Source organism: Stenotrophomonas sp. PAMC25021 (assembly GCF_004795795.1).
GTDB lineage: Bacteria > Pseudomonadota > Gammaproteobacteria > Xanthomonadales > Xanthomonadaceae > Stenotrophomonas > Stenotrophomonas muris.
In genome coordinates, this window is the sequence record NZ_CP039255.1 from 3,049,577 (window position 1) to 3,076,019 (window position 26,443).

A 26,443-nucleotide genomic window follows, 5' to 3' on the forward strand; every position below is an offset into this window, starting at 1 on the left:
TGCGGAGTCAGGCAGCACAAGGCTGTAACCGTATACATGCGGCGTGAAGGATGTGCTAATTTCCGTTCTTTAACGGGAGAGGCCCATCCACCATGTTCGAGCGTCAGCGTCGCACCAAGATCCTTGCCACCCTCGGTCCGGCCACTGATCCGCCGGGCGTGCTGGAGGATCTTTTCCGCGCCGGCGTCAATGTGGTGCGCCTGAACTTCAGCCATGGCGATCCGTCCGGCCAGGCCAAGCGTGCCGCCGAAGTGCGTGCTGCTGCGGCCCGCGTAGGCGTGGAAGTGGGCATCCTGGCCGACCTGCCGGGCCCGAAGATCCGCATCGAGCGCTTCGCCGAAGGCAAGGTGCAGCTGAAGGCGGGTGACCGCTTCGACCTGATCGCCAGCGAGAACGCCGGCCCGGGCAACGCCAGCCAGGTGGGCGTGAGCTACCTCGGCCTGCCGCAGGACGTGGGCCCGGGTGATGTGCTGCTGCTCGACGACGGCCTGATGCAGCTGCAGGTGGTGGAAGTGCAGGGCGAGCGCATCGTCAACACCGTGCTCAACGATGGTGTGTTGTCCGACCGCAAGGGCCTGAACAAGCAGGGCGGCGGCCTGTCGCTGGGTGCCCTGACCGAGCGCGACAAGGAACTGATCGGCATCGTTGCCAAGATCGGCGTGGACTTCATCGCCGTGTCGTTCTGCCGCAACGCGCAGGACATGAACGACGCGCGCGACATCGCCCGCTCGCACGGCTGTGATGCCGCCCTGGTGTCGAAGATCGAGCGCACCGAGGCGATCGAGAACCTGGAAGAAATCGTCGAGGCCAGCGACGTGGTGATGGTTGCCCGTGGCGACCTTGGCGTGGAAATCGGCGATGCCGAGCTGCCGGGCCTGCAGAAGAAGATCATCAAGGCCTCGCTGGCGCAGAACAAGGTGGTGATCACCGCCACGCAGATGCTGCAGTCGATGGTGGAAAGCCCGATCCCGACCCGCGCCGAAGTGCTGGACGTGGCCAACTCGGTCATCGACGGTACCGACGCGGTGATGCTGTCGGCGGAAACCGCCGCCGGTGCCTACCCGGTCAAGGCGGTGGAAGCGATGGCACGCATCTGCCTGGGTGCCGAGCGCCAGTTCCAGACCGAGACCGATTTCAACGCCTCGCCGCGCAACCTGGAACGTGCCGACCAGGCAATTGCCATGGCCACCATGTTCCTGTCGCAGCATGTGGGCGTGCGCGCGATCGTGGCCATGACCGAATCCGGCGGCACCGCGCGTTACCTGTCGCGTTTCCGCGCCAAGGCGCCGGTGTTCGCGGTCACCCGCCACGACGGCGCGCGTCGCCAGATGGCGCTGATGCGCGATGTGTTCCCGATCAACTTCGACAGCCGCGGCCTGACCCCGCGCGAAGCGGCGCGCGGCAGCATCCGCCTGCTGGTCGAATCGGAACTGCTGCAGGCCGGTGACCGCGTTGTGTTCACCAGCGGCGAGCACATGGAAACCCATGGTGCCACCAACACCCTGCGCCTGCTGGAAGTGGGCGAGGATGGCCGCGCCATCGGCCTGGGCGATCTGTAAGCCCTGACGGTCGGGTCGGCGCTGCCGATCCGGGGTCAGAGCCCTGAAGGGATCTGACCCCGTACTGACCAGGGGTCAGATCCCTGAAGGGGCTCTGACCCCATGCCGCAGGACATCCTTTGTCCTGCGTAGACGTGGAAGCGTTTCCATCCTGTCCTCCACGGCGAGGCAACGGGCAGCAGGGCTATACTTACGTTTTTCCCGCACCCGCCACAGGAAATACATGAGTATCGAACAGCTGGCTGAAACCGCCCAGGCCATGGTCGCCCCGGGCAAGGGCATCATCGCGATCGACGAATCCACCGCTACCATCGCCAAGCGTTTCGCCGGCGTCGGTATCGAGAACACCGAGGAGAACCGTCGCGCCTACCGCGAGCTGCTGCTGACCACGCCGAAGCTCAACGAGCACATTTCCGGCGCCATCCTGTACGACGAGACCATCCGCCAGTCGACCAAGGACGGCGTGCCGTTCGCCAAGTACATGGCCGACCACGGCATGATTCCGGGCATCAAGGTGGACAAGGGTGCGCACCCGCTGGCCGGCTGCCCGGGCGAGCTGGTGACCGAAGGCCTCGACGGCCTGCGCGAGCGCCTGCAGGAGTATTACAAGCTGGGCGCGCGCTTCGCCAAGTGGCGTGCGGTCATCAACATCGGCGAGAGCATCCCGTCGGGCACCTGCATCGAGTCCAACGCCCATGCGCTGGCCCGCTATGCAGCGCTGTGCCAGGAATGCGGCCTGGTGCCGATGGTCGAGCCGGAAGTGATCATGGACGGCGACCACGACATCGAAACCTGCTACGAAGTCACCGAAGCCACCCTGCGCTCGCTGTTCGACGCGCTGTACCAGCAGAACGTGCTGCTGGAAGGCACCATCCTGAAGGCCTCGATGGTCATCTCCGGCAAGGACTGTGAAGAGCAGGCCGATGTCGAGGAAGTGGCCGAGTCGACCGTGATGTGCCTGAAGAGCACCGTGCCGGCGATCCTGCCGGGCGTGGTGTTCCTGTCCGGTGGCCAGAGCGACGAGCAGTCCACCGAGCACCTGAACGCGATGAACCAGCTGGGCAACCTGCCGTGGCCGCTGAGCTTCTCCTACGGCCGCGCCATGCAGCAGGCCGCGCTGAAGCTGTGGGCCAAGGACATGAAGGGCAACTACGCTGCTGCCCAGAAGACGGTGTACGAGCGCGCCAAGGACAACGGCCTGGCCGCGCTGGGCAAGTGGAACGGTTGATCCGTCCCATCGCCGGATGAACAAGGCAGCGCCGGCATCACGCCGGCGTTTGCTTTTGCGGGTATCTTTTCCGCCCCCGCGTGCCTGGCCGGTATGCGGGAACCACATGGAAGGCCAAGGAGAAACAACATGCGTTTGGCAGCAATCACACTGGCCGTTGCCACGGTCCTGGTCGCCAGCGGTTGCAACCGCATCGGCGGCGGCGCGGACGCGGGCAAGGCCGCGTCACTCGATTTCGACAAGCCGGTATCCGGCGAGATCACCTCGCGCAGCGGCATCAACTACAACGACGGCAGCCACCACCAGCTCTACCAGATCAAGCTGGAAGACAAGCAGCTGGTCGGGCTGAAGCTGACCGGTTCGCTGAGCGGCTCGATCGCCGTGTTCAACAACGGCAGCCTGGTGGCCAGCAGCAACACCGGCTACGAGCGCGAAGGCGACGTCTCGGTGGCCTTCCGTGCCAACGGTGGCGGCACCTACCAGGTGGCGGTCAACGCCAACGGCTCGACCGACTACGGTCCTTACCGCCTGCGCGCCGAGAAGCTGGTGCCGTACGACGGCAAGCCGCTGGCGGGCAGCGGCGAGATCGTCGACATGCTGGCCGGTGGTTCCCAGGACTACACCCTGCAGGTGGACAAGGCCGGCCTGTACGAGATCCGCCTGGTGTCGGATGTCTTCGATCCGGTGCTGAAGCTGTCGGGCCAGGGCGTGGATGCAGAGAATGACGATGGCGGCGACAGCACCAACTCGCGCCTGACCCTGTCACTGAAGCCGGGCAAGTACACCCTGACCGCGCGCGGCCTCGGCGACGGCGTCAGCGGCATGTTCACCCTGTCGGCCAACCGCATCGAGCTGCCCGGCAATCTGGTCGAGCGCGATGGCACGGCGCTGCCGAAGGCGGGCAGCGTGTACACGATGCTCGACAACGATGGCCGTCGCCGCTTCCTGCTGTCGCTGGACCGCCCGGCCGATGTGCGCCTGGATGCGATTTCCAGCCAGGTTGATACCGTGCTGCGCGTGGTCGGCGGCGATGTCGAGCTGACCGACGACGATGGTGGCAACGGCACCAATTCGCGCCTGGAAGAGACCCTGCCGGCCGGTCATTACACGGTCGACGTGTCCAGCCTGAACAATGGCGCGGGCATGGTGGAAGTGCGCGTGCAGGTGGATGGCGCCAGCGCCGATGGGGCTGCGGCCTCGGCGGCACGCGCCGCAGCCGACGCAGCCGCCGTGGCCGATGACGCCGCCGCGGTGGAAGCTGCCAGCCGTTGAGCGTGACCCACGCCATGCGTGGCTGAGCACAACGGTGCAACGGAAAAGGCCGGGCACTGCCCGGCCTTTTTCTTTACGTCGCGCACCGGGATTCAGTGCGCGGCGGCAAAACCCGCATCGCCCAGGGGCGGCAGCATCGACCCGCGCGGTTCGCTGTCCGCGCTTTGCCCGGCGGCGCTCAACGCCTGCTGGTAGGCCTTGGCCGTAGCGGTATTGAACGCCACCAGCACGATGCGCATCGGTTGCGCATGGCTGCGCTGCCACGCCAGTGTTTCGGTCACTGCGATCTGCGCCGCCTGGTACAGCGGATAGCCATAGACGCCGCAGCTGATCGCCGGGAACGCGATCGACTGCACGCCCAGCGACTCGGCCAGCTGCAGCGACTTCCAGTAGCAGTTGGCAAGCAGCGCCGGTTCGTCGCGCTGGCCGTCATGCCAGACCGGGCCCACCGTGTGCAGTACATGGCGCGCCGGCAGCGCATGGGCGCTGGTGGCGCGCACTTCGCCCGTCGGGCAACGCACGCCCGGGCGCAGCTCCGGCAACTGCGCGCACTCGGCCAGCAATGCGGGGCCGGCCGCGCGATGGATCGCGCCGTCGACACCGCCGCCACCGAGCAGTGTTTCGTTGGCCGCGTTGACGATCGCATCCACCGCCAGGGTCGTGATGTCACCCTGCCAAACCTCGATCTTCATGCGTCCGTCTCCTGCCTGTGAGGTGATCCGCGCAGCATCTGCGCCGGCTGTTCCCACGGTAGGGGACAGGGCATCGATACTGCGTCATGACCGTCTCACGCGCTGCGATCCGACGGCCTTCACGCACGATGGCGGGCGACGCCTTCACGCAGGCTGAAGCAGAACGGGGTCAGATCCTTTCCCGCATGGGAAAGGCTCTGACCCCTGTCGCTGATCCACGCGGGTGGGGTCAGAGCCCTTTCCCTGCGGCAAAGGGATCCGACCCCGGGCGGTTTACGGCAGGCCGGCCAGCCAGTCGTCGTCGGAGCCTTCGTTGACATCGGCGAACAGCGGTGTGGAGAAATAGCGTTCACCAGTGTCCGGCAGCATCGCCAGGATCACCGCGCCGGGTTCGGCGCGGGCAGCCACGTCCAGCGCGCTGGCCACGGTGGCACCGGCAGAGATGCCGACGAAGATACCTTCCTCGGCGGCCAGGCGGCGCGCGGTGGCGATCGCGCGGTCATCTTCGACCGAGACCAGTTCGTCCACCACATCGCGGTTGAGCACGTCCGGCACGAAGTCCGGGGTCCAACCCTGGATCTTGTGCGGCTTCCAGTCATCGCCCTTGAGCAGGGCGGCGCCGGCCGGCTCGGTGGCGATGATGCGGGTCTGCGGGCGCGCGACCTTCAGCACTTCGCCCACACCAGTGAGCGTGCCGCCGGTGCCCCAGCCGCTGACGAAATAGTCCAGCCGCTTGCCGGCGAAGTCGCGCAGGATTTCCGCGGCGGTGGTGTTGCGGTGATAGGCCGGGTTGGCCGGGTTGGCGAACTGGCTGGCCAGGAACCAACCGTGCTGTTCGGCCAGTTCGGCTGCCTTGCGCACCATGCCGCTGCCGCGTTCGGCGGCCGGGGTCAGGATCACCTTGGCACCATAGGCACGCATCAGCTTGCGGCGCTCGACCGAGAAGGTCTCGACCATGGTCGCCACGAACTTGTAGCCGCGCGCTGCGGCGACCATCGCCAGTGCCACGCCGGTATTGCCCGAGGTGGCCTCCACGATGGTGTCGCCCGGCTTGAGCAGGCCACGCGCTTCAGCGTCGAGGATGATCGCCAAAGCCAGGCGGTCCTTGACCGAGCCGCCCGGATTGAACGACTCGACCTTGGCGTAAACGCTGACCTGCGGCGGTGCCAGACGCTGCAGCTTGACGATGGGGGTGTTGCCGACGGTGTCGAGGATGGAGTCGTACAGGGCCATGGAAGCGCTCCGGAAACGGGGCCGCGCCGGGTTTCGGCGGGCGAAGGGGGAGGGCTGGCTGTTCAGGCCAGCGGCTGCCGGCTGACCGTAGCGCCGGCATATGACGCCCGGAAATGACCAGATACCTTTCTTAAACAACCTTTGGTTATAAGCTGGTGACGGCAATTGACCCTAGAGTGGACCTCCGCCCCACGCCGCCTGCCTGCCCATGACGCTGACCCAGCTGCGCTACCTGGTTGCCATCGCCGACGCCGAGCTGAACATCACGCTGGCCGCCTCGCGCGTGCATGCCACCCAGCCCGGCTTGTCCAAGCAGCTCAAGCAGCTGGAGGACGAGCTGGGTTTCCTGTTGTTCGTGCGCAAGGGCCGCAGCCTGGAGTCGGTCACCCCGGCCGGGACCGAGGTGATCGCCCGCGCCCGCGCCGTGCTGGCCGAGGCCAACAACATCCGCACCTACGCGGCCAACCAGCGGCGCGAGAGCCAGGGCCAGCTGATCCTGACCACCACCCACACCCAGGCGCGCTTCGTGCTGCCGCCGGCGGTGGCGGCGATCAAGCAGGCTTACCCGCAGGTCAGCGTGCACCTGCAGCAGGCCGGTGAAGCCGACGCGCTGGATCGCTTGAACCAGGGTGACGCGGATATCGCCATCATAAGCACCGCTGGGGGGGAGCCCACCGATGGCATCGCGGTGCCACTGTTCCGCTGGCGACGCCTGGTGGTGGTGCCCAAGGGCCACCCGCTGGACCGCGCCGGGCGTGCACCGGACCTGGCCGCGCTGGCCCGGCAACCATTGATCAGCTACGAATCCTCGACCCGCCCGAATTCGTCGCTGCAGCGTGCGTTTGCCGCCAACGGGCTGGTGCCGGATCTGGCGCTGACCGCGCTGGATGCCGATCTGATCAAGACCTATGTGCGTACCGGCCTGGGCGTGGGCCTGCTGGCCGAAATGGCGGTCAGTTCCAACGACGAAGACCTGAGGTCGTGGCCGGCGCCGGACCCGATCAGCGAGTGCATCGCCTGGGCGGTGCTGCCGCGCGACCGCGTGCTGCGTGATTACGCGCTGGAGCTGGTGCATGTGCTGGCACCGCAGATCGATCCCCGCGACCTGCGGCGGGTGCTGGATGGCAACCAGGCGGCCGCGTGGCCGGTGCCACCGACCTGGGAATCACTGACCCAGACCATCACGGTGTGAGGGGGGCGAGCAGGGCTTGCAGCCCTGCACCTGCCGAATCAATGGCAACAGCCGAAGCAACAGCAACAGCCGAAGCAACAGCTGGCTTCCGTGGGAGGCGGGGCGGTGTGGGCAGGCAGGACACGCCGTAAACCCATCCCTGGGGGCTCGATGGCGCCATCCATGGCGCCAACGGTCCTGTCTGCCCACACCGCCCCACCTCTGACAGATCTTCGCGGCTGTTGGTAGGTGTCGACCTTGGTCGACACGGTAGATCCACGCCATGCGTGGATGAAAGCTGTCAGATATCGAAATACATCTGGGGTCAGATCCGTTTTCCTTCGGAAAACGGATCTGACCCCAAAGCCGTTCCAACAGACCGCAGGAAACTGTCGAAGGCGGGGTGGGTCCGGTTGCGGGAGTGTCCGCGGCATGGATGCCGCGGCCAAGCCCCCATGGATGGGTTTACGGCGTCTCCCGCAACCGGACCCGCCCCGCCATTCAACAGGAAGCCAGCTTTTGCTTTTGCTGTTGCTTCGGCTCTTGCCGTGGACGTGGCCTCTGCAGGTGCAGGGCGCAGCCCTGCCGATAAACCCCCTCCTGCGACGGTTCGTCGCACGGGCAACCCTGGACCCGGCTCTACACTAGCGGGATGACCCGGCTGTCCCGCCCGCAGCGCCTTCTGCTCCAGCTTGCCGTCCTGGCGACGCTGCTGATGGTGCTTGCGCCGCTGGTCAGCCGCGCGCTGCAGGCGCAGCCGATGGACCACGCTGCGATGGCCGGCATGGACCACGCGCACATGCAGCATGATGGTGCCGTAGCGGGCCAGAGCCCCTTGCCCGGGCAAACGGATCCGGCCCCACCGGTCGATCCCCACGCCATGCACGGCGAAGCCTGCGAATACTGCGTGCTGGCGATGCGCCTGCTGCCGTGGCTGGCCGTGCTTGTGCTGCTGTTGCCGCTGTTGTGGCGGCCGCGGCTGGTGTTCCCCTGGTCGCGGCAGGTGCTGCCCGCGCTGTGCTGGCCGGCGCATGCCGCGCGTGGGCCGCCGCCTTTCTCCATCGTTCGCTGATGTCCCTGTCGAATCTGCCGCACGACGCCTGACCGGGCGCCGTGCGCGCGTGCGTACCTTGGAGCTGTTCCGATGAAAATGACTTCCCGCCCCGCGGGCGCCTGTGCGCGCCTGCCGGTTGCCCTTGGCCTGGCCGTAGCTGCAACGCTCGCCCATGCCGCGCCCGCCGAAGAGGCGCGTACCCTCGACACCCTGGTGGTCACCGCTGCCGCACCGTCCTCGCCACTGCACTGGGTGACCGACCCACGCCTGCCGCGGCAGCCGGTACCCGCCAGTGATGGCGCCGATTACCTGAAGACCGTTCCCGGTTTCTCCGCCATCCGCAACGGCGGCACCAACGGTGACCCGGTGCTGCGCGGCATGTTCGGTTCGCGCCTGAACATCCTCAGCAATGACGGCAACCTGATCGGTGCCTGCCCGTCGCGCATGGACAATCCGCTGTCCTACATCGCGCCGGAAAGCTTCGACCGGCTGACCATCATCAAGGGCCCGCAGAGCGTGCGCTGGGGCGCAGGTGCCTCGGCTGGCACCGTACGCTTCGAGCGCGATACACCGCGCTTCGAAGAGCCGGGCCTGCGTGCCGATGCCAGTGCGCTGGTCGGTTCGCGCAACCGCAACGACCAGGTGCTCGACCTGACCCTGGGCAACCCGACCGGCTATGTGCGCGCCAGTGGCAACCGTTCCGAAGCCGATGACTACAAGGACGGCCACGGCGATGTGGTGCCATCGAAGTGGCGCAAGTGGAACGGTGACGTAGCGATCGGCTGGACGCCGGATGCCGACACGCTGCTGGAAATTTCTGCCGGTGCCGGAGATGCGATCGCACGCTATGCGGGACGCGGCATGGACGGGGCCGCGTTCGAACGCACCAGCTATGCCGCGCGCTTCGAGAAGCGCAACCTGCCGGGTGCGTGGGACACGGTGCAGGCCAACGTGTACTACAACGAGGCCGATCACGTGATGGACAACTATACGCTGCGTGCGCCGAACCCGAACAGCATGATGCCGACGCCGATGGCTTCGAACGTGGATCGCCGTACCCAGGGCGGCCGGGTCAGTTCCGAGTGGCGCTGGCAGGACGTGCAGCTGGTGGCGGGCGTGGACGGCGAAGACAGCCGCCATCGTGGGCGCATGGGCATGGGCCGCGGCACCTATCGCCAGGTGGCGTGGGAGACCGATGCCCACTTCCGCCGCTATGGCGTGTTCACCGAGTTGACCCTCGGCGCCGGCACCGATCAGCGTTGGATCAGCGGCCTGCGCATCGATCGCGCCAGCGTGCGCGACGAGCGGCAGTCGCTCCGCGGAATGATGGGCAACATGCCCAATCCGACTGCCGGCCAGCGTCGCAAGGAATGGCTCGGCAGTGGCTTCCTGCGCTACGAGCAGGACCTGGCCGACGGCCTGACCTGGTACGCCGGCCTCGGCCACAGTGAACGCATGCCCGACTACTGGGAGCTGTTCTCGCCCGACCACGGCCCGGCCGATGCGGTGAACGCGTTTGCCGGCATCCAGCCCGAGCGCACCACCCAGCTCGACGCTGGCCTGCAGTACAAGGGACCGCGCGTGCAGGCCTGGGTCTCGGCGTACGCCGGGCAGATCCAGGACTACATCCTGTTCACCTACCACCGCAGCGGCGCGATGGGGATGAGCCAGGCCAGCAACGTCGATGCGCGCATCGCCGGTGCCGAGGCGGGGCTGGAAGTGAGCGTGGCCGAACAGTGGAAGCTGGGTGGCACGCTGGCCTATGCCTGGGGCGAGAACCGCGACCAGCAGCGTCCGCTGCCGCAGATGCCGCCGCTGGAAGCGCGCCTGAGTGCGAACTGGGAAGGCCAGCGCTGGAGCGCCGGTGCGCTGCTGCGCGCGGTGACCCACCAGCACCGTGTCGCAGATGGCCAGGGCAACGTGGTCGCACAGGATCTCGGGCCGAGCGCGGGCTTTGCCACCTTCGCGCTCAACGCGGCGTACCGTTTCGGTTCACAGCTGCAGCTCAGCGCAGGCGTCGACAACCTGTTCGACCGCGCCTACAGCGAGCACCTGAACCTGGCCGGCAGCGCCGACTTCGGCTTCCCGGCCGACCCGGTGCGCATCAACGAGCCGGGGCGCAGCGTGTGGATGAAGCTGAACTACCGGTATTGATCCGCCGGGTGTAAAAAAAAACGGGGCCGGATCCCCGCCAGGATCCGTCCCCGCCCGACGCCCTCCGTCGGGCAGCTTCGACTCTACGATGACTGACCCGGTGGTGCACGACGGGATACACCCCGATACACGCCGACACTGCCCATGGCAGCCTTGCACGGAATGGGTTCAAGGCGCTATCGCAGCCCTGGTTCCACGCCGGTAAACGCTTGGCACATACCGCTTTCAGGGGCACTTGCCTACACTCGGCGGCCGTGGATCAATTTGGACCGTTCATGTTGGCTCGTATCGCTTCGACCCTGGCCCTTGGCCTCAGCCTGGCCGTGCTGGCCGGGTGCGCAGGCAAACAGGAGGCCGCCGCGCGTCGGCAGGGAGAAGCGGTGCCGGTCACTGCGCAGGTCGTGCAGTCCCGTCAGTGGAGCGACACCCTGCAGGCGCTTGGCACGGCCAAGGCGCGCGAATCGATCAGCGTGACCGCCAAGGTCAGCGAGATCGTCGAGAAAGTGCATTTCGAAAGCGGCCAGCACATTGCTGCCGGTGCGCCGATCGTGACCCTGCGTGGGCAGGCCCAGGAGGCCGCACTGGTGCAGGCGCAGGCGACCTTCCATGAAGCCGATCAGCTGTACAAGCGCCAGCGCGAGCTGGCCGCCCAGCGGCTGGTGTCCAGCGCCACGCTGGATACGCAGAAGTCGATCCGCGATGCCGCCGAAGCGCGCGTGATGCAGATGCAGGCAGACATCGGTGATCGCCGTGTGCGCGCGCCGTTCGCCGGCGTGCTCGGCATCCGCCAGGTCAGCCCTGGCTCGCTGGTGACTCCGACCACGGTCATCGCCACGCTCGATGACATCGAGCACATGCACATCGATTTCCAGGTGCCTGAAGTGGAACTGGCTGCGCTGGGCGTCGGTGACAAGGTCAGCGCCACCAGCGTGGCCTGGCCGGGCCGCACCTTCGAGGGCGTGGTCAGCACCATCGATGCGCGCATCGACCCGGCCACCCGTGCCGTGACCGTGCGCGCCGACTTTGCCAACGGCGACCATGCGCTGCGTCCTGGCATGCTGCTGGACGTGCGCCTGTTCCGCCCCGAGCGCCCGGCGCTGGTGATTCCGGAAATCGCCGTGGTGCAGGTCGGTCGCGATACCTTCGTGTACCGCATCAAGGCTGACGACAGCGTCGAGCGTGTGGACGTGGTAACTGGCGCGCGCCGTGCCGGCGTGGTCGAGATCAGGCAGGGTCTGGAAGCGGGCCAGCGCATCGTGGTCGATGGCACCGGCAAGCTGCGTCCGGGCCTGAAGGTTGCCGCCAAGGACGCAGCGCCCGCCAGTGGTGCAAAGCCCGCTGAAGACGCTGCGCCGGCCGCGGCCGAGGGCCACGGCGGATGAAGCTGTCCGACATCTCCATCCAGCGGCCGGTGTTCGCCGTGGTGATGAGCCTGTTGCTGCTGGTGCTGGGCGTGATGTCCTTCACCCGCCTGACCCTGCGCGAACTGCCGGCCATCGACCCGCCGATCGTCTCGGTCTCGGTGGACTACACCGGCGCCTCGGCGGCGGTCATTGAAAGCCGCATCACCCAGGTGCTGGAAGATGCGCTGGCCGGCATCGAAGGCATCGATACGATCAACGCGCGCAGCACCAACGGCCGCTCGCAGGTCAGCATCGAGTTCACCTCCAACCGCGATATCGAAGCGGCGGCCAACGACGTGCGCGATGCGGTCAGCCGCGTGGCCGACCGCATGCCGGAAGAGGCGCGGCCACCGGAGATCGCCAAGGTCGAAAGCGATGCCGACCCCATCATCTGGTTCAACATGGTCTCCTCGACCATGGACACGCTGGAGCTGAGCGACTACGCCGACCGTTACGTGGTCGATCGCTTTTCCAGCCTCGATGGCGTGGCCCAGGTCCGCATCGGCGGCCGCCAGCGCTATGCGATGCGGATCTGGCTGGACCGGGACCAGCTGGCCGCACGCGGGCTGACCACCGGCGACGTGGAAACCGCGCTGCGCAACGAGAACGTGGAGCTGCCGGCCGGCCGCATCGAGTCGACCGACCGTGATTTCACCCTGCGCGTGGAGCGCAACTACATCAAGCCCGAAGATTTCGCGACCATCCCGCTGGGCAAGGGCCGCGACGGTTACGTGGTGCGCATGGGCGACGTGGCGAAGATCGAGCTGGCCTCGGCCGAACGCCGCGCGTACTACCGCAGCAATGGCGAGCCCGGCATCGGGCTGGGCATCGTCAAGACCTCCACCGCCAACTCGCTGGACGTGGCGCGTACCGCGCGCGCTGAAGCCGAGCGGGTGGCGCTGACCCTGCCCAAGGGCACGCAGATCTTCGTCGCCTTCGACAACACCACCTTCATCGAAGCGGCGGTGGACCGCGTCTACGCCACGCTGGTGGAGGCGATGATCCTGGTGCTGGTGGTGATCTGGCTGTTCCTCGGCAGTTTCCGCGCCGCGTTGATCCCGGCGGTGACGGTACCGGTCTGCCTGGTCGCGGCGTTCATCGCACTGTATGCGTTCGATTTCTCGATCAACCTGCTGACCCTGCTGGCGCTGGTGCTGTGCATCGGCCTGGTGGTGGACGATGCGATCGTGGTGGTGGAGAACGTGCAGCGCCGCATCGACCTGGGCGAACCCCCGCTGGTGGCCTCCAAGCGCGGCACCGCGCAGGTCGCCTTCGCGGTGATCGCCACCACCGCCGTGCTGGTGGCAGTGTTCCTGCCGGTCGGCTTCCTGGAAGGCAACACCGGGCGCCTGTTCCGCGAGCTGGCAGTGGCGCTGGCCGCCGCCGTGGCGTTGTCCGCGTTCGTGGCGCTCACACTGACGCCGATGATGGCCTCCAAGCTGCTCAAGCCGCACACCGGGCAGGCGCCACGTGGCCTGCACGGCTTCATCAACCGCAACCTGGAACGCCTCGCGGGTGCCTATGGGCGGGTGCTCGATCACCATGTCGACCGCACCTGGATCTACCTGCTGGTGATGGTGGCCGCGCTGGTCGCCAGCTGGGGCCTGCTCAAGCTGCTGCCCTCGGAACTGGCGCCGGCCGAAGACCGCGGTTCGTTCCAGATCATGATCGACGGCCCGGAAGGTGCCGGCTACGACTACACCGTGCAGCAGGTGCAGCAGGTGGAGGCGCTGCTGGCCCCGCATGTCGGTCCGGACAAGCCGATCGTGCGTGCCAACCCGCGCGTGCCCGGTGGCTTCGGTGCCAGCGAGGAAATGCACACCGGCCGCGTCAGCATCTTCCTGCAGCCGTGGCGCCAGCGCAGCGAGGCCACGCCGGACGTGGCCAACGAACTGCAGAAGGAACTGGACACCATCCGTGGCGTGCGTGTGCGTACCCAGGTCGGTGGCGGCCTGGTGCGCAGCGGCGGGCAGCCGTTCCAGATCGTGCTGGGTGGGCCGGAATACGCGGAGATCGCGCAGTGGCGCGACCGCATCCTGCTGCGCATGACCGACAACCCCGGCCTGGTCGGCCCCGACTCGGACTACAAGGAAACCCGGCCGCAGATGCGGGTCAACATCGACCGCCAGCGTGCGGCCGATCTCGGCGTGCCGGTCACCGCGATCGGTTCGGCGCTGGAAACCATGATGGGCTCGCGCCGCGTCACCACCTTCGTCGACAACGGCGAGGAGTACGACGTGCTGGTGCAGGCCGGACGTGACGGTCGCGCCAGCCCGGCCGACCTGGCCGCGATGCGCGTGCGCGCCACCTCTGGCGAACTGGTGCCGCTGTCCAACCTGGTCACGTTGAGCGAAGTGGCCGAGGCCGGCACCCTGAACCGCTTCAACCGCCTGCGCTCGATCACCATCAGTGCCGGCCTGGCGCCGGGCTATCCGCTGGGCGAGGCCATTGCCTGGGCGCAGAACGTGGCCCAGGAAGAGCTGCCGCAGTACGCGCAGGTGAACTGGAAGGGTGAATCGCGCGAGTACCAGAGCGCCGGTGGCGCCGTGCTGCTCACTTTCGCCATGGCCCTGCTGGTGGTCTACCTGGTGCTGGCCGCGCAGTTCGAGAGCTTCATCCACCCGCTCACCATCATGCTGACCGTGCCGCTGGGCGTGCTCGGCGCGCTGGTCGGGTTGTGGGTGAGTGGCGGTACGGTGAACCTGTTCAGCCAGATCGGCATCGTGATGCTGGTTGGCCTGGCCGCGAAGAACGGCATCCTCATCGTCGAATTCGCCAACCAGCTGCGCGACGATGGGCGCAGCGTGCGCGAGGCGATCATTGAATCGGCGATGGTGCGCCTGCGCCCGATCCTGATGACCTCGATCGCCACCGTGGTCGGCGCCATTCCGCTGGTGGTGGCCGGTGGTCCCGGTTCGGCCAGCCGTGGCACGATCGGCATCGTGATCATCTTCGGCGTGACCCTCTCGACCTTCCTGTCGCTGTTCGTGGTGCCGGCGTTCTACGCGCGGCTTGCCCCGTACACCCGTTCGCCGGAAGCGGTGAAGCGCGAGCTGGAGAAGCAGGAAGCGGAATCGCCGTCGGTGGGCGGCCATGCCTGACCGGCACACCGACGGGATCGGGTCCCTCGCTGACGGGGTCGGACCCCTTTCCCAAAGGGAAAGGGCTCTGCCCCCACTTCGAGGCGACGGCTTCCAGCTGCGCCCCTGGCGCCCGGATGATCTGGAATCGCTGCTGCGCCACGCCAACGATCCCGAGGTGTCGCGCGGCCTGCGCGACCGTTTCCCGTACCCGTACACGCGCACCGATGGCGAGGCCTTCCTCGCCGGCCGCGTGCTGGCCCCCGGAACCCTGAATCTGGCCATCGAGATCGACGGCCAGGCCTGCGGCAGCGTCGCTGCCCAGCAGGGCATGGCCGAGCGTGGGCACACCGCCGAACTGGGCTACTGGCTGGGCCAGGCCTATTGGGGGCACGGCGTGATGACCCGTGTGGTCGGGCTGTTCGCACCGTGGGTGATGGACGAGCTGCGCCTGTTCAGGCTGCAGGCCACGGTCGTCGACTTCAACCTCGGCTCGGCGCGGGTGCTGGAGAAGAACGGCTTCCAGGAGGAGGGCGTGGAGCGCTGCGCGGTCTACAAGCGCGGCGTGCTGCACGACCTTCGCCGTTTCGCCCGGGTACGCACCCAGCTGCCGTGAACACGCGGGCTGGCTGTTGTAGAGCCGAGCCCATGCTCGGCTGCCTCCTCGGGGGGCCAAGCCGAGCATGGGCTCGGCTCTACAAAACAGCGCTACCGCAGCGGCCTGCGATCAGGGAGAATCGACCGGTCCCTTCCAGCCGACGGGACGTCCTTACAACCCGCCGACTGGAGAGAGCGCGCGTGGAAGCAACCGTACACTTCATCAACAGCATCATCTGGAGCAAGGCACTGATCTTCGTGTGCCTGGGCGCCGGCCTGTTCTTCAGCCTGCGCACGCGCTTCATGCAGATCCGCGGCTTCTTCGAGATGTGCCGCCTCACCGTCAAGGGTGAGAAATCCGACGCCGGCGTGTCCTCGTTCCAGGCCCTGGCCATGTCGATGGCCGGCCGCATGGGCATCGGCAACATCGCCGGCGTGGCTACGGCCATCGCCTTCGGCGGCCCCGGTGCGATCTTCTGGATGTGGGTGATGGGCTTCCTCGGCGCGTCCACGTCGTATGTGGAATGCACCCTGGCGCAGATCTACAAGACCAAGGACGCCGAAGGCCGCTACCGCGGTGGCCCGGCGTACTACATCGAAAAGGCCATGGGCCTGAAGTGGTACGCGCTGGCCTTCGCCATCGCCACGATCATCGCCGCCGGCTTCCTGATGCCGGGCGTACAGGCCAACGCCATTGCCGACAGCATCATCAACGCCTGCCGTGGCACCGCGCTGTGCGGTCCGCTCGATGGCCAGGCCTTCGGCATGGAATCGGTGCAGGCGCTGAAGCTGGGCATCGGCATCGTGGTGGCGCTGCTGCTGGGCGTGGTGATCTTCGGTGGCGTCAAGCGCATCGCCAACTTCGCCGAAGTGGTGGTGCCGTTCATGGCCGCCGGTTTCATCCTGATGGCCATCATCATCATGATCATCAACTACGACCGCGTGCCGGAAATGTTCGGCATCATCTTCAAGAGTGCCTTCGGCACGCATGCCGCATTCGGCGCGATGATGGGCCTGGCGGTGGAGTGGGGCATCAAGCGCGGCATCTATGCCAACGAAGCCGGCCAGGGCTCGGGCCCGCATGCAGCGGCTGCCTCGGAAGTCTCGCACCCGGCCAAGCAGGGCTACGTGCAGGCCTTCGCGATCTACTTCGACACCATGATGGTGTGCACCGCCACCGCGTTCCTGATCCTGGCCAGTGGTACCTACAACGTGTACTCGCCGGTGGAGGGCGCCGCGCCGATCTTCCAGGGCCTGGCCGGCATTCCCGAAGGTGCGGGCTACGCCCAGGCCGGCGTGGAAGCGGTGCTGCCGGGCTGGGGTTCGGCGTTCGTGTCGGTGGCCATCTTCTTCTTCGCCTTCACCACCATCATGGCGTACTACTACATGGCCGAGACCAACCTCAGCTATGTGAACCACAACAGGAAGCGCCCGCTGACCGTGCTGGTGCTGCGCCTGGGCATCATCGGCATGGTGGTGTTCGGCGCGTTCCATAATGCGACCCTGGCCTGGGCGCTGGGTGACATCGGCGTCGGCCTGATGGCCTGGCTGAACATCATTGCCATCCTCATCATCCAGAAGCCGGCGATGCTGGCCCTGCGTGACTACGAACGACAGAAGAAGCTGGGCCTGGATCCGGTGTTCGACCCTGATGCCCTGGGCATCAAGAACGCCGATTTCTGGCGCCAGCGCAAGCAGGAGAGTGTGTAAGTGAACAACCCCTGGAACAACCGCCGCCCGTCCGCCCGTCCGCCGCGCGCAACGCCGTTGCCGCGCCCGGAGGTGCCGGCCACGGGCGGTGGTGGGCGCGGTGGCGGCGACGAGCTGCGCCTGTACGGCCTGAATGCCGTGCTGGCCGCGTTCGAAGCGCGGCCACAGGCGCTGCGCAAGCTGTACCTGCTGGAGGCGCGCATTCCGCGCCTGCAGCCGCTGCTGAAGTGGTGCGTGGCCAACCGCGTGGGGTATCGCGTGGTTGAAGACGGCGATCTGAACAAGCTTGCCGGCACCACCCACCACGAAGGCGTGGTGGCCGATGTGCTGCGCGCACCGGCGCTGCCGCTGGCGCAGTGGCTGGAGCAGGTCGGCGACGGCCCGGCGCTGGCGCTGTGGCTTGATGGCGTGGGCAACCCGCACAACCTCGGTGCGATCCTGCGCTCGGCCGCACACTTCGGCGCCAAGGCGCTGCTGCTGCCGGCCGGCAGCACGCTGGCGCTGTCCGGTGCCGCCGCGCGCGTGGCCGAGGGCGGTGCAGAAGCGGTGCCGCTGGTGCAGCTGCCGGAGACCGCCCAGGCGATGACGCAGCTGCGTGCGGCCGGCTTCGGCCTGGCGGCGACCCTGGTGGAGGGCGGTGACGACGTGTTCCGCACCTCGCTGCCGGCCCGCCTGGTGTATGTGATGGGCGCCGAAGGCGAGGGCATGGACCGCAGCCTGGCGGGAGCGTGCGACCAGCAGGTCTCGATTCCCGGCAGCGGCGCGGTGGAGAGCCTGAACGTGGCCTCGGCCACGGCGGTACTGCTGGCGCAGTGGGCGAGTCGCCGCGGCTGATCCGGTATCCCGGGTCGGATCCCTCGCCGCAGGCGAGGGCTCTGACCCCTTCCAGGGTCCGTAATTGCGTCAAGCGCGCATGATGTTTTGAAAGTTTCCTTATTGGTCAGCCGCTTCCGGCAACGCAGGGTGGAACTCCATCCCACGTTGTCCAGAAGAGGCTGCCATGCATCACCCACGCTGTATCCTCATCGCATTGCTGGTCCTGACCAGCGTCCTTGCCAACGGCCGTGCCGCAGCCAGCGAACGCAGCCTGGACGGCGTCAACTTCACCGGGCCGCTGATCACCCCCAACCCGGCTGGCCTGCCGCAGGGCAACTGGTACATCGAACCCTATCTGGTGCGGATCGACAGCCGCGATCATTACGACGATGGCGGCCATCGCCGCCGCAGTGGGCAACGCAGCGGCGCATGGGCAACGGTGGTACCGATCATCTACGGCTTCAGCGACCGGGTGATGGGGCAGGTCAATCTCAGTGCATCGCGTGCCGAACAGGGCGGCGCGCGCAGTAGTGGTTTCCGTGCCGGTGACACCACCGCGCGCCTGCAGTACCTGTTGCAGGCGCCCAATGCCGATGGCACGCGTCCGGCCATCTCGGTCGCGCTGGTGCAGCGCTTCAGCACCGGCAGCCATGACCGCATCACCGGCAATCCGCTCGATGCGCAGGGCGACGGTGTGCAGCGCACCACTGCCGCATTGGGCGTGCAGCAGGTGGTCTGGCTGGGTAACGACCGCCCGCTGCGCTGGCGTGCCCAGCTCAGCGCCGGGCCTGCGCCGTCGCGGACGGCGATCTCCGGGGCCAGCGTCTACGGCACCGACGACAGCTTCCAGGGGCACATCTCCCGGGGGTCGGTGCTGGGCCTGTCGGTCGGCGCCGAGTACAGCTTCAATCCGCGCTGGGTGGGCGTGATGGAAGTGGCCGCCAGCCGCGAGACCGGCCAGCGCCTGAGGGGTTTCGCGCGCAACGCCAGCGGTGGTTTCGAACGCATCGACGAGCATCGCCCGGCCAGCCGCAGCGTCACCCTGGCGCCGGCCGTGGAGTACCACTTCAGCCCGTCACTGGGCCTGATCGCCGGCGTCGAGTTCAGCGTGGCTGGCCGCAACACCGGCCGCATCATCAGCCCCCAGGTCGCCCTGGGCATGTTCTTCTGAGGGGCCGCCGATGAACATCGAATCCATCGTCAACGCGATCCTTGGCGTCGTCTGGAGCCCCTACCTGGTGGTGCTGTGCCTGCTCACCGGCCTGTACTTCAGCGTCCGCACGCGCTTCATCCAGCTGCGTGCATTGCCGGACATGCTGCGCCTGATGTTCCGCCATGAGCGCTCCGATGCCGGCGTGTCGCCGTTCCAGGCGTTGTCCCTTTCGCTGTCCAGCCGCGTGGGCGTGGGCAACATCGCCGGCGTCGCCATGGCCATCGCCTTCGGCGGGCCCGGCGCGATCTTCTGGATGTGGATCGTCGCCTTCCTCGGCGCCTCGAGCGCCTTCATCGAGTCCACGCTCGCGCAGATCTACAAGGAGCGCGACGGCAAAGGACAATACCGGGGTGGCCCGGCGTACTACATCGAAAAAGGCCTCGGCCAACGTTGGTATGCCGTGCTGTTCGCATTGGTGACGGTGCTGGCGGGCGCGATGCTGGCCGGCACGCAGTCCAATGCGATCACCAGTGCGGTGAACGAAGCCTGGGACGTGCCGGTGATGACCACCACGGCGGTTCTGCTGGTGGTGCTGGGGGCCATCCTCATCGGCGGTGTGCGGCGCATTGCGCGCGTGGCCGAATGGGTGGTGCCGCTGATGGCCGTGGCCTACCTGCTGGTCGCGGCGCTGGTGATGGTGCTCAACGCGGACAGGGTGCCGGAGGTGATCATGCTGGTGCTGCGCAGTGCATTCGGCGTGGATGCGGCGTTCGGCGCGATGATCGGCACCGCCATCCAGTGGGGCGTGCGCCGTGGCGTGCTGTCCAACGAGGCCGGCATGGGCAGTGGTGCGCATCCGGCCGCCGCCGCGGAAGTCTCGCATCCGGTCAAGCAGGGCCTGGTGCAGTCGTTCTCGGTCTACATCGACACAATGGTGGTGTGCAGTGCGACCGCCTTCCTGATCCTGTCCACCGGCCTGTACAACGTCTACGACCCGGCGGTGAACGGTATTCCGGATGAGGCGCGCCTGCTGCTGGGCAATCTGCCGGGTGTCGAAGCCGGCCCACGCTTCGTGCAGCACGCGGTGGAATCGACGCTGCCGGGCTTCGGCCGTTCGTTCGTGGCGCTGGCGATCCTGCCGTTTGCGTTCACCACCATCCTGGCGCTGTATTACATGGCCGAGACCAACGTCAGCTATCTGTGCCGCGATCGGCCGGCGGCGTGGCTGATGGGCGTCTTCCAGTTGCTGTTCCTGGCAGCGACCGGCTACTCGGCGGTGAACAGTGCCACAGTGGCCTGGTCGCTAGGCGACATCGGCGTCGGCCTGATGAGCTGGCTGAACATCATCGCCATCCTGCTGCTGCAAAGGCCTGCCCTGGCCGCACTGCGCGATTACGAGGCGCAGAAGCGCAAGCAGCGTGATCCGCTGTTCAAGCCGCAGACGATCGGGGTAAGCAACACCCGGGTCTGGGAGAGCTAATACGATCAGGGGTCAGATCCCTCGCCAAGGGCGAGGGCTCTGACCCCCTGTGCCACCGCATCACTCGTTCGGCGGCGTGGTCGCCTTGGCCTCGCTGCCAAAGCTGCCGTCGGCTTCCGCCGCCAGGTAGGCGAACACGGTATACGCGGCCACGTTCTGCGCCAGCGCCTTCGGGTCGATCTTGTCCAGCGTGTCGTCGGCGGTGTGGTGCAGGTGGAAGTAGTCCGAGCCGTCCTGCGCCAGCCACGCCCACGCACCGCCCTTGGCGGCCAGCGGGCCGACGTCCGGGCCCGGGCCACCCTTGTCGGCCTGGTACTCGATGCCCAGCGGCTTCATTACTTCGGCAATCTGCTTCGTCGCTTCACGTGAGCCTTCCGGATTCGGTGAACCAGTATTGAAGGCATAGATGCGGCCTGCGCCGAAGTCGCTCTCGGCGGCCAGCTGGTGCAGGGCCACGTCCTTGGCGTGTGCCTCGGCATAGGCCTTGCCGCCGTAGAGGCCCTGTTCCTCGTTGGCGAAGGCGATCACGCGGACGGTGCGCTTCGGTGCCTGCTTGAGCTGGCCGATCAGGTGGCCGGCGGCCATGGTGATACCCACGCCCGCGCCGTCATCCACGGCGCCGGTGCCCAGGTCCCACGAATCCAGGTGACCACCGATCACCACCACTTCCTTCGGCAGGCTGCGGCCGGTGATCTCTCCGATCACGTTGTACGAGGTGGCGGTGCCGTCCCAGCCGCAATCCAGTGCCACCTTCACCGTGGTGCTGCCACGCGCCAGCAGGCGGGCCAGCTGGTCGGCATCGGGCACCGACAGCGCGGCCGACGGCACCGGGGTCAGGCCGTCATCGAAACGGGTGATGCCGGTGTGCGGCACGCGGTGCGAGTCGGTACCGGCCGAGCGCATCAGGAAGCCGACCGCGCCCTTGCGGATGGCTTCGGACGGGCCCTTGCTGCGGATCGCACCGCCGCGGCCGTAATCGCGGCCATCGCGGAAGGGCAGCATCTGGTAATCGACGAAGGCGATCTTGCCCTTCAGCGAACCTGCCGGTGCGGCCTGCAGCGCGGCCAGATCGGCGAAGCGCACCACCTCGGCTTCCACGGTGCCACCCGGGCTGCCGCCCAGTGCGGTGATCTGCAGCGGCTGCGGGTTCCTGCCGGTCACGGCGGCGTGTTCGCTGCGGCGCTCCCATTTCGGGAACGTCACCGGCTCCTTCCAGACCTTGTCGAAGCCCAGGGCCTTGAACTTGGCTTCGGCCCAGGCAACGGCGCGGGCATCGGCTTCGCTGCCGGCGATGCGCGGACCAATTTCGGTGGTGAGCGACTCGACCACCTTCCAGCCGGTGTCATCGGCCAGCGCTTGGTCGCGCAGCTGCGCGGCGGTCGCCAGCGAGGCGGGGGGCAGGGTGGTGGTGCGCGGTGCCGCGAAGGCCGGGGCGGCCAACAGGGCGAGGGAGGATGCGATGGCAAGGACGCGGCGACGCATGGACAACTCCGGGAAGGGACCTAAGCCTTGGAGCTTAACAGTCGTTCAGCCCGGCGCATGGGCGGGAGGTCATGGCTGGCGCGGATGCTGTTTCCCGCCAGATGCAGCAAAGCGAAAGCCCCGCCGGAGCGGGGCTTTCGCCTGCTTCTGTAGAGCCGAGCCCATGCTCGGCTGCCTTTTGCAGATCAGCCGAGCGTGGGCTCGGCTCTACAGGTGGGAGGGGCGCCCATAGGCGCCCGGTACCCTTACTTCTTCAGGCTGTCGCGGATCTCGCGCAGCAGCACCACTTCTTCGGCCGGCGCCGCCGGTGCCGCTTCCTTCTTGCGCGACAGGCGGTTGATCGCCTTGACCACGATGAAGATCGCGAAAGCCACGATCACGAACTGGATGACGGTGTTGATGAAGTCGCCGTAGCCAACCACCACCGCCGGGATCTCCTTGCCATCCGGTCCGAGCCGGGCTGGCGACAACGTCCAGGCCAGGCTGGAGAAGTCCACGCGGCCGATCAGGTAGCCCAGCGGTGGCATGATGATCTTCTCGACCAGTGCGGTCACGATCTTGCCGAAGGCCGCGCCGATCACCACGCCGACGGCGAGGTCGATGACGTTGCCGCGCATCGCGAATTCCTTGAACTCGGTGAGCATTCCCATTGTTGTTTTTCTCCGGTGGGGAAGTGGACAGCGCGCAGGGTAGCGCAGGTGATGTCAGCCGGCGATCACGCCGTGGCGCTCGGCCACGTTTTCCAGGCGCGCGCTGAAGCGGTCGCCGGGCTTGAGCGCGGCCACGCCGGACGGCGTGCCCATGAACACCAGGTCGCCGGCACGCAGCTGCCACAGCTTGGACAGCTCATGCAGGATCTCCGGCACGTTCCAGATCATCTGGTCGAGCAGTGCCTGCTGGCGCACCTCGCCGTTGACCTCCAGCGACAGGTTCAGCGCGGCCAGGTCGCCGACTTCCTCGGCGTGGACGATTTCGCTGATCGGCGCGGAGGCGTCGAAGCCCTTGGCCGCGTCCCACGGGTGGCCCTTGTCCTTGGCCGCGGCCTGCAGGTCGCGGCGGGTCAGGTCCAGGCCGACGGCATAGCCGTAGACCAGTGCGTCGGCGTCGGCCACGGCCAGCTCGCCGGCGGGCGCATCGCGGCCGATCGCCACCACCAGCTCCACTTCGTGGTGCAGGTTGGCGGTCGCTGGCGGGTAGGGGATTGCATCGTCGTGGCCGACCACGATCGCATCGGCCGGCTTGCTGAAGAACATCGGGCGGCCACGGTCATCGGCCGCCGGCACGGCCGCACCCATTTCGCGGGCGTGGTCGGCAAAGTTGCGGCCGACGCAGTAGATGCGGTGCACGGGGAAACTGCCACCACCGGCTACCGGCACACGCGGCAAGGCTACGGCAGGGATCACATCGGAGACATCGGACATGCGGGCATCCAGGAAGGGCGTGCCCGCAGTCTAGAACGCATGGCGCCCGCCGTCAGCGGGCGCGGAGGAGGTGGATCAGCGCGAGGCCGGCAACACCGGCTTGCGTACCACGCGGTATTCGCCTTCGACCACGGTCGGGTCGACCGGACGGGCAACACCCGGCTTGCGCGAGGCCAGCAGCTTCCACGCCAGGCCGACCAGGATCATCGCCGCACCGACGAACACACCGATGAACACCATCGCGGCCAGGATCGCCAGGCCAAGCAGGCCCACGGCAACGCGCACCAGCGGGTGGCGCGGCTTGCGCGGCGCGAACAGGGTGCGGAACTGGTTGAAGGCGGATGCGCGATTGAACATGGCGGCTCGATAGGCTGGGATCAGCGAAACCAGAGTATCGGGACGCGCCACTGTCATTGAGTGAAAAACTCGTTAAATATAGCCTGTGCTTATTACGGATCAATGACTTGTGTTCATGTCGCAGCCAGTCACCTGAGTGGGCATGCGACAATGCGGGTTTACCGTACGAGCCTTCGCCATGACTGCCGCTGCTGCCCTGATCGCCCTGGATGCCATTGCCGATGGCACGTTTGCCGAGGTCGAAGCGGTGGTCGATGGAGATGCCGAATCGCTGGTGCTGTACCGCGACGGCGCGCAGGTGCGCGCATTCCTGAACATCTGCCCGCATGCCGGCCGCCGCCTGGACTGGGCGCCGGGGCAGTTCCTGAAGAGCCGCGAGGGCCACCTGGTGTGCGCCGCGCATGGCGCGTCGTTCGCGCTGGACAGTGGCGACTGCATCGCCGGCCCGTGCAAGGGCGACCGCCTGCGCGCGGTGCCGGTGGACGTGCGCGACGGGCAGGTCTACCTGGCTTGAGGCCAGAAGCAGTCGAGCACGGCTCGACGCTACAAAAGCCGTGTCGACCAAGGTCGACACCTACCAAAGCGATGCACGACGCCGTTCTGACAGATCGCGGCAACCTGCCATGCCACGGAATGCCAGCCTTTGACGTTGACGTTGACGTTGACGTTGACGTTGATTCGGCGGGTGCAGGGCGCAGCCCTGCCAACAAACCCCAACCCTCAGAACATCAGGTTGATCATCAGCACCACCACGCAGGTGTAGATCAGCGACAACGGGCCGCCGACCCGCCACATCTCGCGCGGGGTGTAGTTGGCCGGGCCGGTGATCATCGAGATCACCGGGTTGGAGGCCGTCATCAGGTTGTTGGACGCCGACAGCGCCACGATCAGTGCGAACGCGGTCGGGTTGCCACCCGCCGCCAGTGCCAGGTTCACCGCAATGGGGACCATCACGATGGTCGCGCCCACATGGCTGATCACCAGCGAGAACGCCGTGGTCAGCAGCGCCAGCGCCACCTCCAGCACCCACACCGGAATGCCGGTCGGCAGCTTGTCGATGGTATGGCCGGCCACCCACGCGGCCGCACCGCTGGAGTCCATCGCCCAGCCGAGCGGAATCAGCCCGGCCATCATGAACACCGTCTTCCAGTTGATCGAGGCATAGGCCTCGTCCATGCGCAGCACGCCGGTCAGCAGCATGCCGGCCACGCCGGTCATCAGCGTCAGCGCCACCGGCAGCTTGCTGGTCAGCGCGATCAGGATGGTCAACGCGAAGATCGCCATCGCGATCTTGAACTTGTGCGGGCGCTGCTCGCCGGTCGGGTAGTCGGTCACCACCACGAAGTCGCGGCTCTTGGCAGCCTGCGCCAGGTCGGTCCAGATGCTGTGGAACACCAGCATGTCACCGGCGCGCAGCTGCACGTCACGCACGTCCTCGCGGATCACCTGCTTGTCACGGTTGATCGCCAGCAGGCTGATGCCGCGCTCCTTGCGCAGGCGCAGGTCGGCCGCACTCTTGCCGATCACGTTCGAGGTCGGCGGCACCACCGCCTCGGAAATGCCGGCGCGGCTGGGGTTGAACAGGTCGCCCAGGTGCTTCAGGCGCGAGGACATGCGCAGGAACTGGTTCTGCGCGAAGTCGCTGATCTGCTGGCGCGGGCCCATCGCACCGAGCACGCTGCCGACCCAGATGCGCATCTCCGCCGGCGGCGCCAGGCGGGTGTCATTGCCGGTCTTTAGGGCCAGCAGCAGTGGCGCATCGTGCAGGGTCTCGGCCTCGCCCAGGGTCATGCCGACCAGCGGGCTTTCGGCGCTGACCACCAGCTCGAACACATCGCCTTCGATGCCGTAGGTCTTGGCAAAGTAGCTCTCGGTTCGCGCCGGGGTGACCCCGTCGTTGACCAGGTTTTCTTCCTCGATCAGCTTGCGGTCGCCGTAGTAGCGGAAGTACAGCAGCGAGGCGACCAGCAGTGCCACGCCGATCGGCAGCGGCGCGAACATGCGCAGCGGCTCGATGGTGGCCAGGCCGGAGGGCAGGTTGTTGTTGGCCGAGGCCAGCAGATCGTTCAGCAGGATCAGCGGCGAATTGCCGACCATGGTCAGCGCGCCGCCCATCACGATCGCCGCCGAGATCGGCAGCAGCAGGCGCTGCATCGTCAGCCCGGTGCGCGCTGCCAGTCGCGAGGCGACCGGCAGGTACAACGCCATCACCGACGGGTTCTGCATGAAGGATGAGTTCAGGCCGGCGATGGCCGTGGTCATCATCAGCAGCCGCTGCTCGACACCGTGGCCGCGCCGCAGCAGCCAGGCGGCCAGCCGGTTCAGCGCCCCGGTGCGGTCCAGACCCGCACCGAGGATGGTGGTGGCGATGATGCTCATCACCGCGTTACCGGAGAAACCGCCGAAGATTTCCTCCGGCGCGATCAGTCCGGTGACACCGAGCACCACCAGCACCACCAGCGCGACCACGTCGGCGCGGATGCGCTCGAACAGGAACATCGCCATCGTGAAGCCGACCAGCCCGAGCACGAGCTTCATGTCGTTGGTCAGCGTCAGCGCGGTATCCATGTGGGGCGCGGCG

The 26,443-nt window shown here is 67.2% G+C and carries 21 protein-coding genes; 14 read left to right on the top strand and 7 right to left on the bottom strand.

Going from position 1 to position 26,443, the window contains the following annotated elements; genetic code table 11:
• The first annotated feature begins 92 nt into the window (after window positions 1-92).
• The 3 genes from pyk to E5790_RS14220 all read left to right on the top strand — a co-directional run bounded on the left by pyk (window position 93) and on the right by E5790_RS14220 (window position 4,059).
• Window positions 93-1,559 carry a pyruvate kinase gene (gene pyk, locus E5790_RS14210; RefSeq protein WP_014648234.1) on the top strand — a complete coding sequence of 489 codons (1,467 nt, stop codon included), beginning with the start codon at window positions 93-95 and terminating at the stop codon, window positions 1,557-1,559.
• A 223-nt stretch (window positions 1,560-1,782) separates the two neighbouring features.
• The gene (locus tag E5790_RS14215; RefSeq protein ID WP_014648233.1) at window positions 1,783-2,787 is read left to right on the top strand and encodes a class I fructose-bisphosphate aldolase; all 1,005 of its coding nucleotides are present in this window, start codon (window positions 1,783-1,785) and stop codon (window positions 2,785-2,787) included.
• Between the two features lie 129 nt (window positions 2,788-2,916).
• Window positions 2,917-4,059, top strand: a complete 1,143-nt coding sequence (locus E5790_RS14220) for an ABC transporter substrate-binding protein (protein ID WP_075075806.1) — start codon at window positions 2,917-2,919, stop codon at window positions 4,057-4,059.
• A 92-nt stretch (window positions 4,060-4,151) separates the two neighbouring features.
• Here the strand turns inward: E5790_RS14220 and E5790_RS14225 are convergent, their stop codons facing one another.
• Together E5790_RS14225 and cysK are read right to left on the bottom strand one after the other, a co-directional pair.
• Window positions 4,152-4,751, bottom strand: a complete 600-nt coding sequence (locus tag E5790_RS14225) for an O-acetyl-ADP-ribose deacetylase (RefSeq protein WP_014648231.1) — start codon at window positions 4,749-4,751, stop codon at window positions 4,152-4,154.
• 273 nt (window positions 4,752-5,024) lie between these two features.
• Window positions 5,025-5,984, bottom strand: coding sequence for a cysteine synthase A (cysK, locus tag E5790_RS14230; RefSeq protein ID WP_014648230.1), 960 nt, complete (start codon window positions 5,982-5,984; stop codon window positions 5,025-5,027).
• A 208-nt stretch (window positions 5,985-6,192) separates the two neighbouring features.
• Here cysK and E5790_RS14235 point away from each other — a divergent pair, with 208 nt between their 5' ends.
• The 10 genes from E5790_RS14235 to E5790_RS14280 all read left to right on the top strand — a co-directional run bounded on the left by E5790_RS14235 (window position 6,193) and on the right by E5790_RS14280 (window position 20,602).
• The gene (locus E5790_RS14235) at window positions 6,193-7,176 is read left to right on the top strand and encodes a LysR family transcriptional regulator (RefSeq protein WP_010481448.1); all 984 of its coding nucleotides are present in this window, start codon (window positions 6,193-6,195) and stop codon (window positions 7,174-7,176) included.
• Between the two features lie 631 nt (window positions 7,177-7,807).
• A complete protein-coding gene (locus tag E5790_RS14240) occupies window positions 7,808-8,227 on the top strand; it encodes a DUF2946 family protein (protein ID WP_111206614.1) in 420 nt (139 codons plus the stop codon).
• 72 nt (window positions 8,228-8,299) lie between these two features.
• Window positions 8,300-10,363 carry a TonB-dependent copper receptor gene (locus E5790_RS14245; RefSeq protein ID WP_111206612.1) on the top strand — a complete coding sequence of 688 codons (2,064 nt, stop codon included), beginning with the start codon at window positions 8,300-8,302 and terminating at the stop codon, window positions 10,361-10,363.
• Window positions 10,364-10,638: 275 nt separating this feature from the next.
• Complete coding sequence (locus E5790_RS14250) at window positions 10,639-11,745, top strand: efflux RND transporter periplasmic adaptor subunit (RefSeq protein WP_032957171.1); 1,107 nt, start codon at window positions 10,639-10,641, stop codon at window positions 11,743-11,745.
• Entirely contained in the window at window positions 11,742-14,867 is a 3,126-nt protein-coding gene (locus E5790_RS14255) for an efflux RND transporter permease subunit (protein ID WP_111206610.1), read from the top strand. The genes E5790_RS14250 and E5790_RS14255 overlap by 4 nt, the downstream gene beginning before the upstream one ends.
• Window positions 14,860-15,462 (top strand): GNAT family protein, encoded by a 603-nt coding sequence (locus tag E5790_RS14260; RefSeq protein WP_049440418.1) that lies wholly within the window; start codon window positions 14,860-14,862, stop codon window positions 15,460-15,462. Before E5790_RS14255 ends, E5790_RS14260 begins: the two co-directional genes overlap by 8 nt.
• Before the next feature lie 182 nt (window positions 15,463-15,644).
• Window positions 15,645-17,153: an alanine/glycine:cation symporter family protein gene (locus E5790_RS14265; RefSeq protein ID WP_049440417.1), complete on the top strand. Its 1,509-nt coding sequence runs from the start codon at window positions 15,645-15,647 to the stop codon at window positions 17,151-17,153.
• Window positions 17,154-17,987 carry a TrmH family RNA methyltransferase gene (locus tag E5790_RS14270; RefSeq protein ID WP_049440415.1) on the top strand — a complete coding sequence of 278 codons (834 nt, stop codon included), beginning with the start codon at window positions 17,154-17,156 and terminating at the stop codon, window positions 17,985-17,987.
• Window positions 17,988-18,153: 166 nt separating this feature from the next.
• A complete protein-coding gene (locus E5790_RS14275) occupies window positions 18,154-19,140 on the top strand; it encodes a hypothetical protein (protein ID WP_049404925.1) in 987 nt (328 codons plus the stop codon).
• Between the two features lie 10 nt (window positions 19,141-19,150).
• Entirely contained in the window at window positions 19,151-20,602 is a 1,452-nt protein-coding gene (locus tag E5790_RS14280) for an alanine/glycine:cation symporter family protein (RefSeq protein ID WP_069116431.1), read from the top strand.
• Between the two features lie 60 nt (window positions 20,603-20,662).
• On the opposite strand, the gene E5790_RS14285 is transcribed toward E5790_RS14280, so the two are convergent.
• The 4 genes from E5790_RS14285 to E5790_RS14300 all read right to left on the bottom strand — a co-directional run bounded on the left by E5790_RS14285 (window position 20,663) and on the right by E5790_RS14300 (window position 23,862).
• Entirely contained in the window at window positions 20,663-22,084 is a 1,422-nt protein-coding gene (locus E5790_RS14285) for a M28 family peptidase (protein ID WP_111206608.1), read from the bottom strand.
• 245 nt (window positions 22,085-22,329) lie between these two features.
• Window positions 22,330-22,734, bottom strand: a complete 405-nt coding sequence (gene mscL, locus E5790_RS14290; RefSeq protein ID WP_005418809.1) for a large-conductance mechanosensitive channel protein MscL — start codon at window positions 22,732-22,734, stop codon at window positions 22,330-22,332.
• Window positions 22,735-22,788: 54 nt separating this feature from the next.
• Entirely contained in the window at window positions 22,789-23,505 is a 717-nt protein-coding gene (locus tag E5790_RS14295; protein WP_019660190.1) for a fumarylacetoacetate hydrolase family protein, read from the bottom strand.
• A 75-nt stretch (window positions 23,506-23,580) separates the two neighbouring features.
• Window positions 23,581-23,862: a hypothetical protein gene (locus E5790_RS14300; protein ID WP_005410817.1), complete on the bottom strand. Its 282-nt coding sequence runs from the start codon at window positions 23,860-23,862 to the stop codon at window positions 23,581-23,583.
• Between the two features lie 178 nt (window positions 23,863-24,040).
• Here E5790_RS14300 and E5790_RS14305 point away from each other — a divergent pair, with 178 nt between their 5' ends.
• A complete protein-coding gene (locus E5790_RS14305; RefSeq protein WP_049442681.1) occupies window positions 24,041-24,376 on the top strand; it encodes a Rieske (2Fe-2S) protein in 336 nt (111 codons plus the stop codon).
• 206 nt (window positions 24,377-24,582) lie between these two features.
• Here E5790_RS14305 and E5790_RS14310 read toward each other — a convergent pair whose 3' ends face one another.
• Window positions 24,583-26,430, bottom strand: a complete 1,848-nt coding sequence (locus tag E5790_RS14310; RefSeq protein ID WP_032957191.1) for an SLC13 family permease — start codon at window positions 26,428-26,430, stop codon at window positions 24,583-24,585.
• Window positions 26,431-26,443: the final 13 nt, after the last annotated feature.

Bases quoted from the DNA above. Each gene is read 5' to 3' on its own strand.
- E5790_RS14250 (WP_032957171.1), top strand. From the start codon at position 10,639: ATGTTGGCTCGTATCGCTTCGACCCTGGCCCTTGGCCTCAGCCTGGCC.
- E5790_RS14260 (WP_049440418.1), top strand. From the start codon at position 14,860: ATGCCTGACCGGCACACCGACGGGATCGGGTCCCTCGCTGACGGGGTC.
- mscL (WP_005418809.1), bottom strand. From the start codon at position 22,734: ATGGGAATGCTCACCGAGTTCAAGGAATTCGCGATGCGCGGCAACGTC.
- E5790_RS14235 (WP_010481448.1), top strand. From the start codon at position 6,193: ATGACGCTGACCCAGCTGCGCTACCTGGTTGCCATCGCCGACGCCGAG.
- E5790_RS14255 (WP_111206610.1), top strand. From the start codon at position 11,742: ATGAAGCTGTCCGACATCTCCATCCAGCGGCCGGTGTTCGCCGTGGTG.
- E5790_RS14240 (WP_111206614.1), top strand. From the start codon at position 7,808: ATGACCCGGCTGTCCCGCCCGCAGCGCCTTCTGCTCCAGCTTGCCGTC.
- E5790_RS14225 (WP_014648231.1), bottom strand. From the start codon at position 4,751: ATGAAGATCGAGGTTTGGCAGGGTGACATCACGACCCTGGCGGTGGAT.
- E5790_RS14275 (WP_049404925.1), top strand. From the start codon at position 18,154: ATGCATCACCCACGCTGTATCCTCATCGCATTGCTGGTCCTGACCAGC.
- E5790_RS14280 (WP_069116431.1), top strand. From the start codon at position 19,151: ATGAACATCGAATCCATCGTCAACGCGATCCTTGGCGTCGTCTGGAGC.
- E5790_RS14215 (WP_014648233.1), top strand. From the start codon at position 1,783: ATGAGTATCGAACAGCTGGCTGAAACCGCCCAGGCCATGGTCGCCCCG.
- cysK (WP_014648230.1), bottom strand. From the start codon at position 5,984: ATGGCCCTGTACGACTCCATCCTCGACACCGTCGGCAACACCCCCATC.
- E5790_RS14305 (WP_049442681.1), top strand. From the start codon at position 24,041: ATGACTGCCGCTGCTGCCCTGATCGCCCTGGATGCCATTGCCGATGGC.
- E5790_RS14220 (WP_075075806.1), top strand. From the start codon at position 2,917: ATGCGTTTGGCAGCAATCACACTGGCCGTTGCCACGGTCCTGGTCGCC.
- pyk (WP_014648234.1), top strand. From the start codon at position 93: ATGTTCGAGCGTCAGCGTCGCACCAAGATCCTTGCCACCCTCGGTCCG.
- E5790_RS14245 (WP_111206612.1), top strand. From the start codon at position 8,300: ATGAAAATGACTTCCCGCCCCGCGGGCGCCTGTGCGCGCCTGCCGGTT.
- E5790_RS14295 (WP_019660190.1), bottom strand. From the start codon at position 23,505: ATGTCCGATGTCTCCGATGTGATCCCTGCCGTAGCCTTGCCGCGTGTG.
- E5790_RS14285 (WP_111206608.1), bottom strand. From the start codon at position 22,084: ATGCGTCGCCGCGTCCTTGCCATCGCATCCTCCCTCGCCCTGTTGGCC.
- E5790_RS14300 (WP_005410817.1), bottom strand. From the start codon at position 23,862: ATGTTCAATCGCGCATCCGCCTTCAACCAGTTCCGCACCCTGTTCGCG.
- E5790_RS14310 (WP_032957191.1), bottom strand. From the start codon at position 26,430: ATGGATACCGCGCTGACGCTGACCAACGACATGAAGCTCGTGCTCGGG.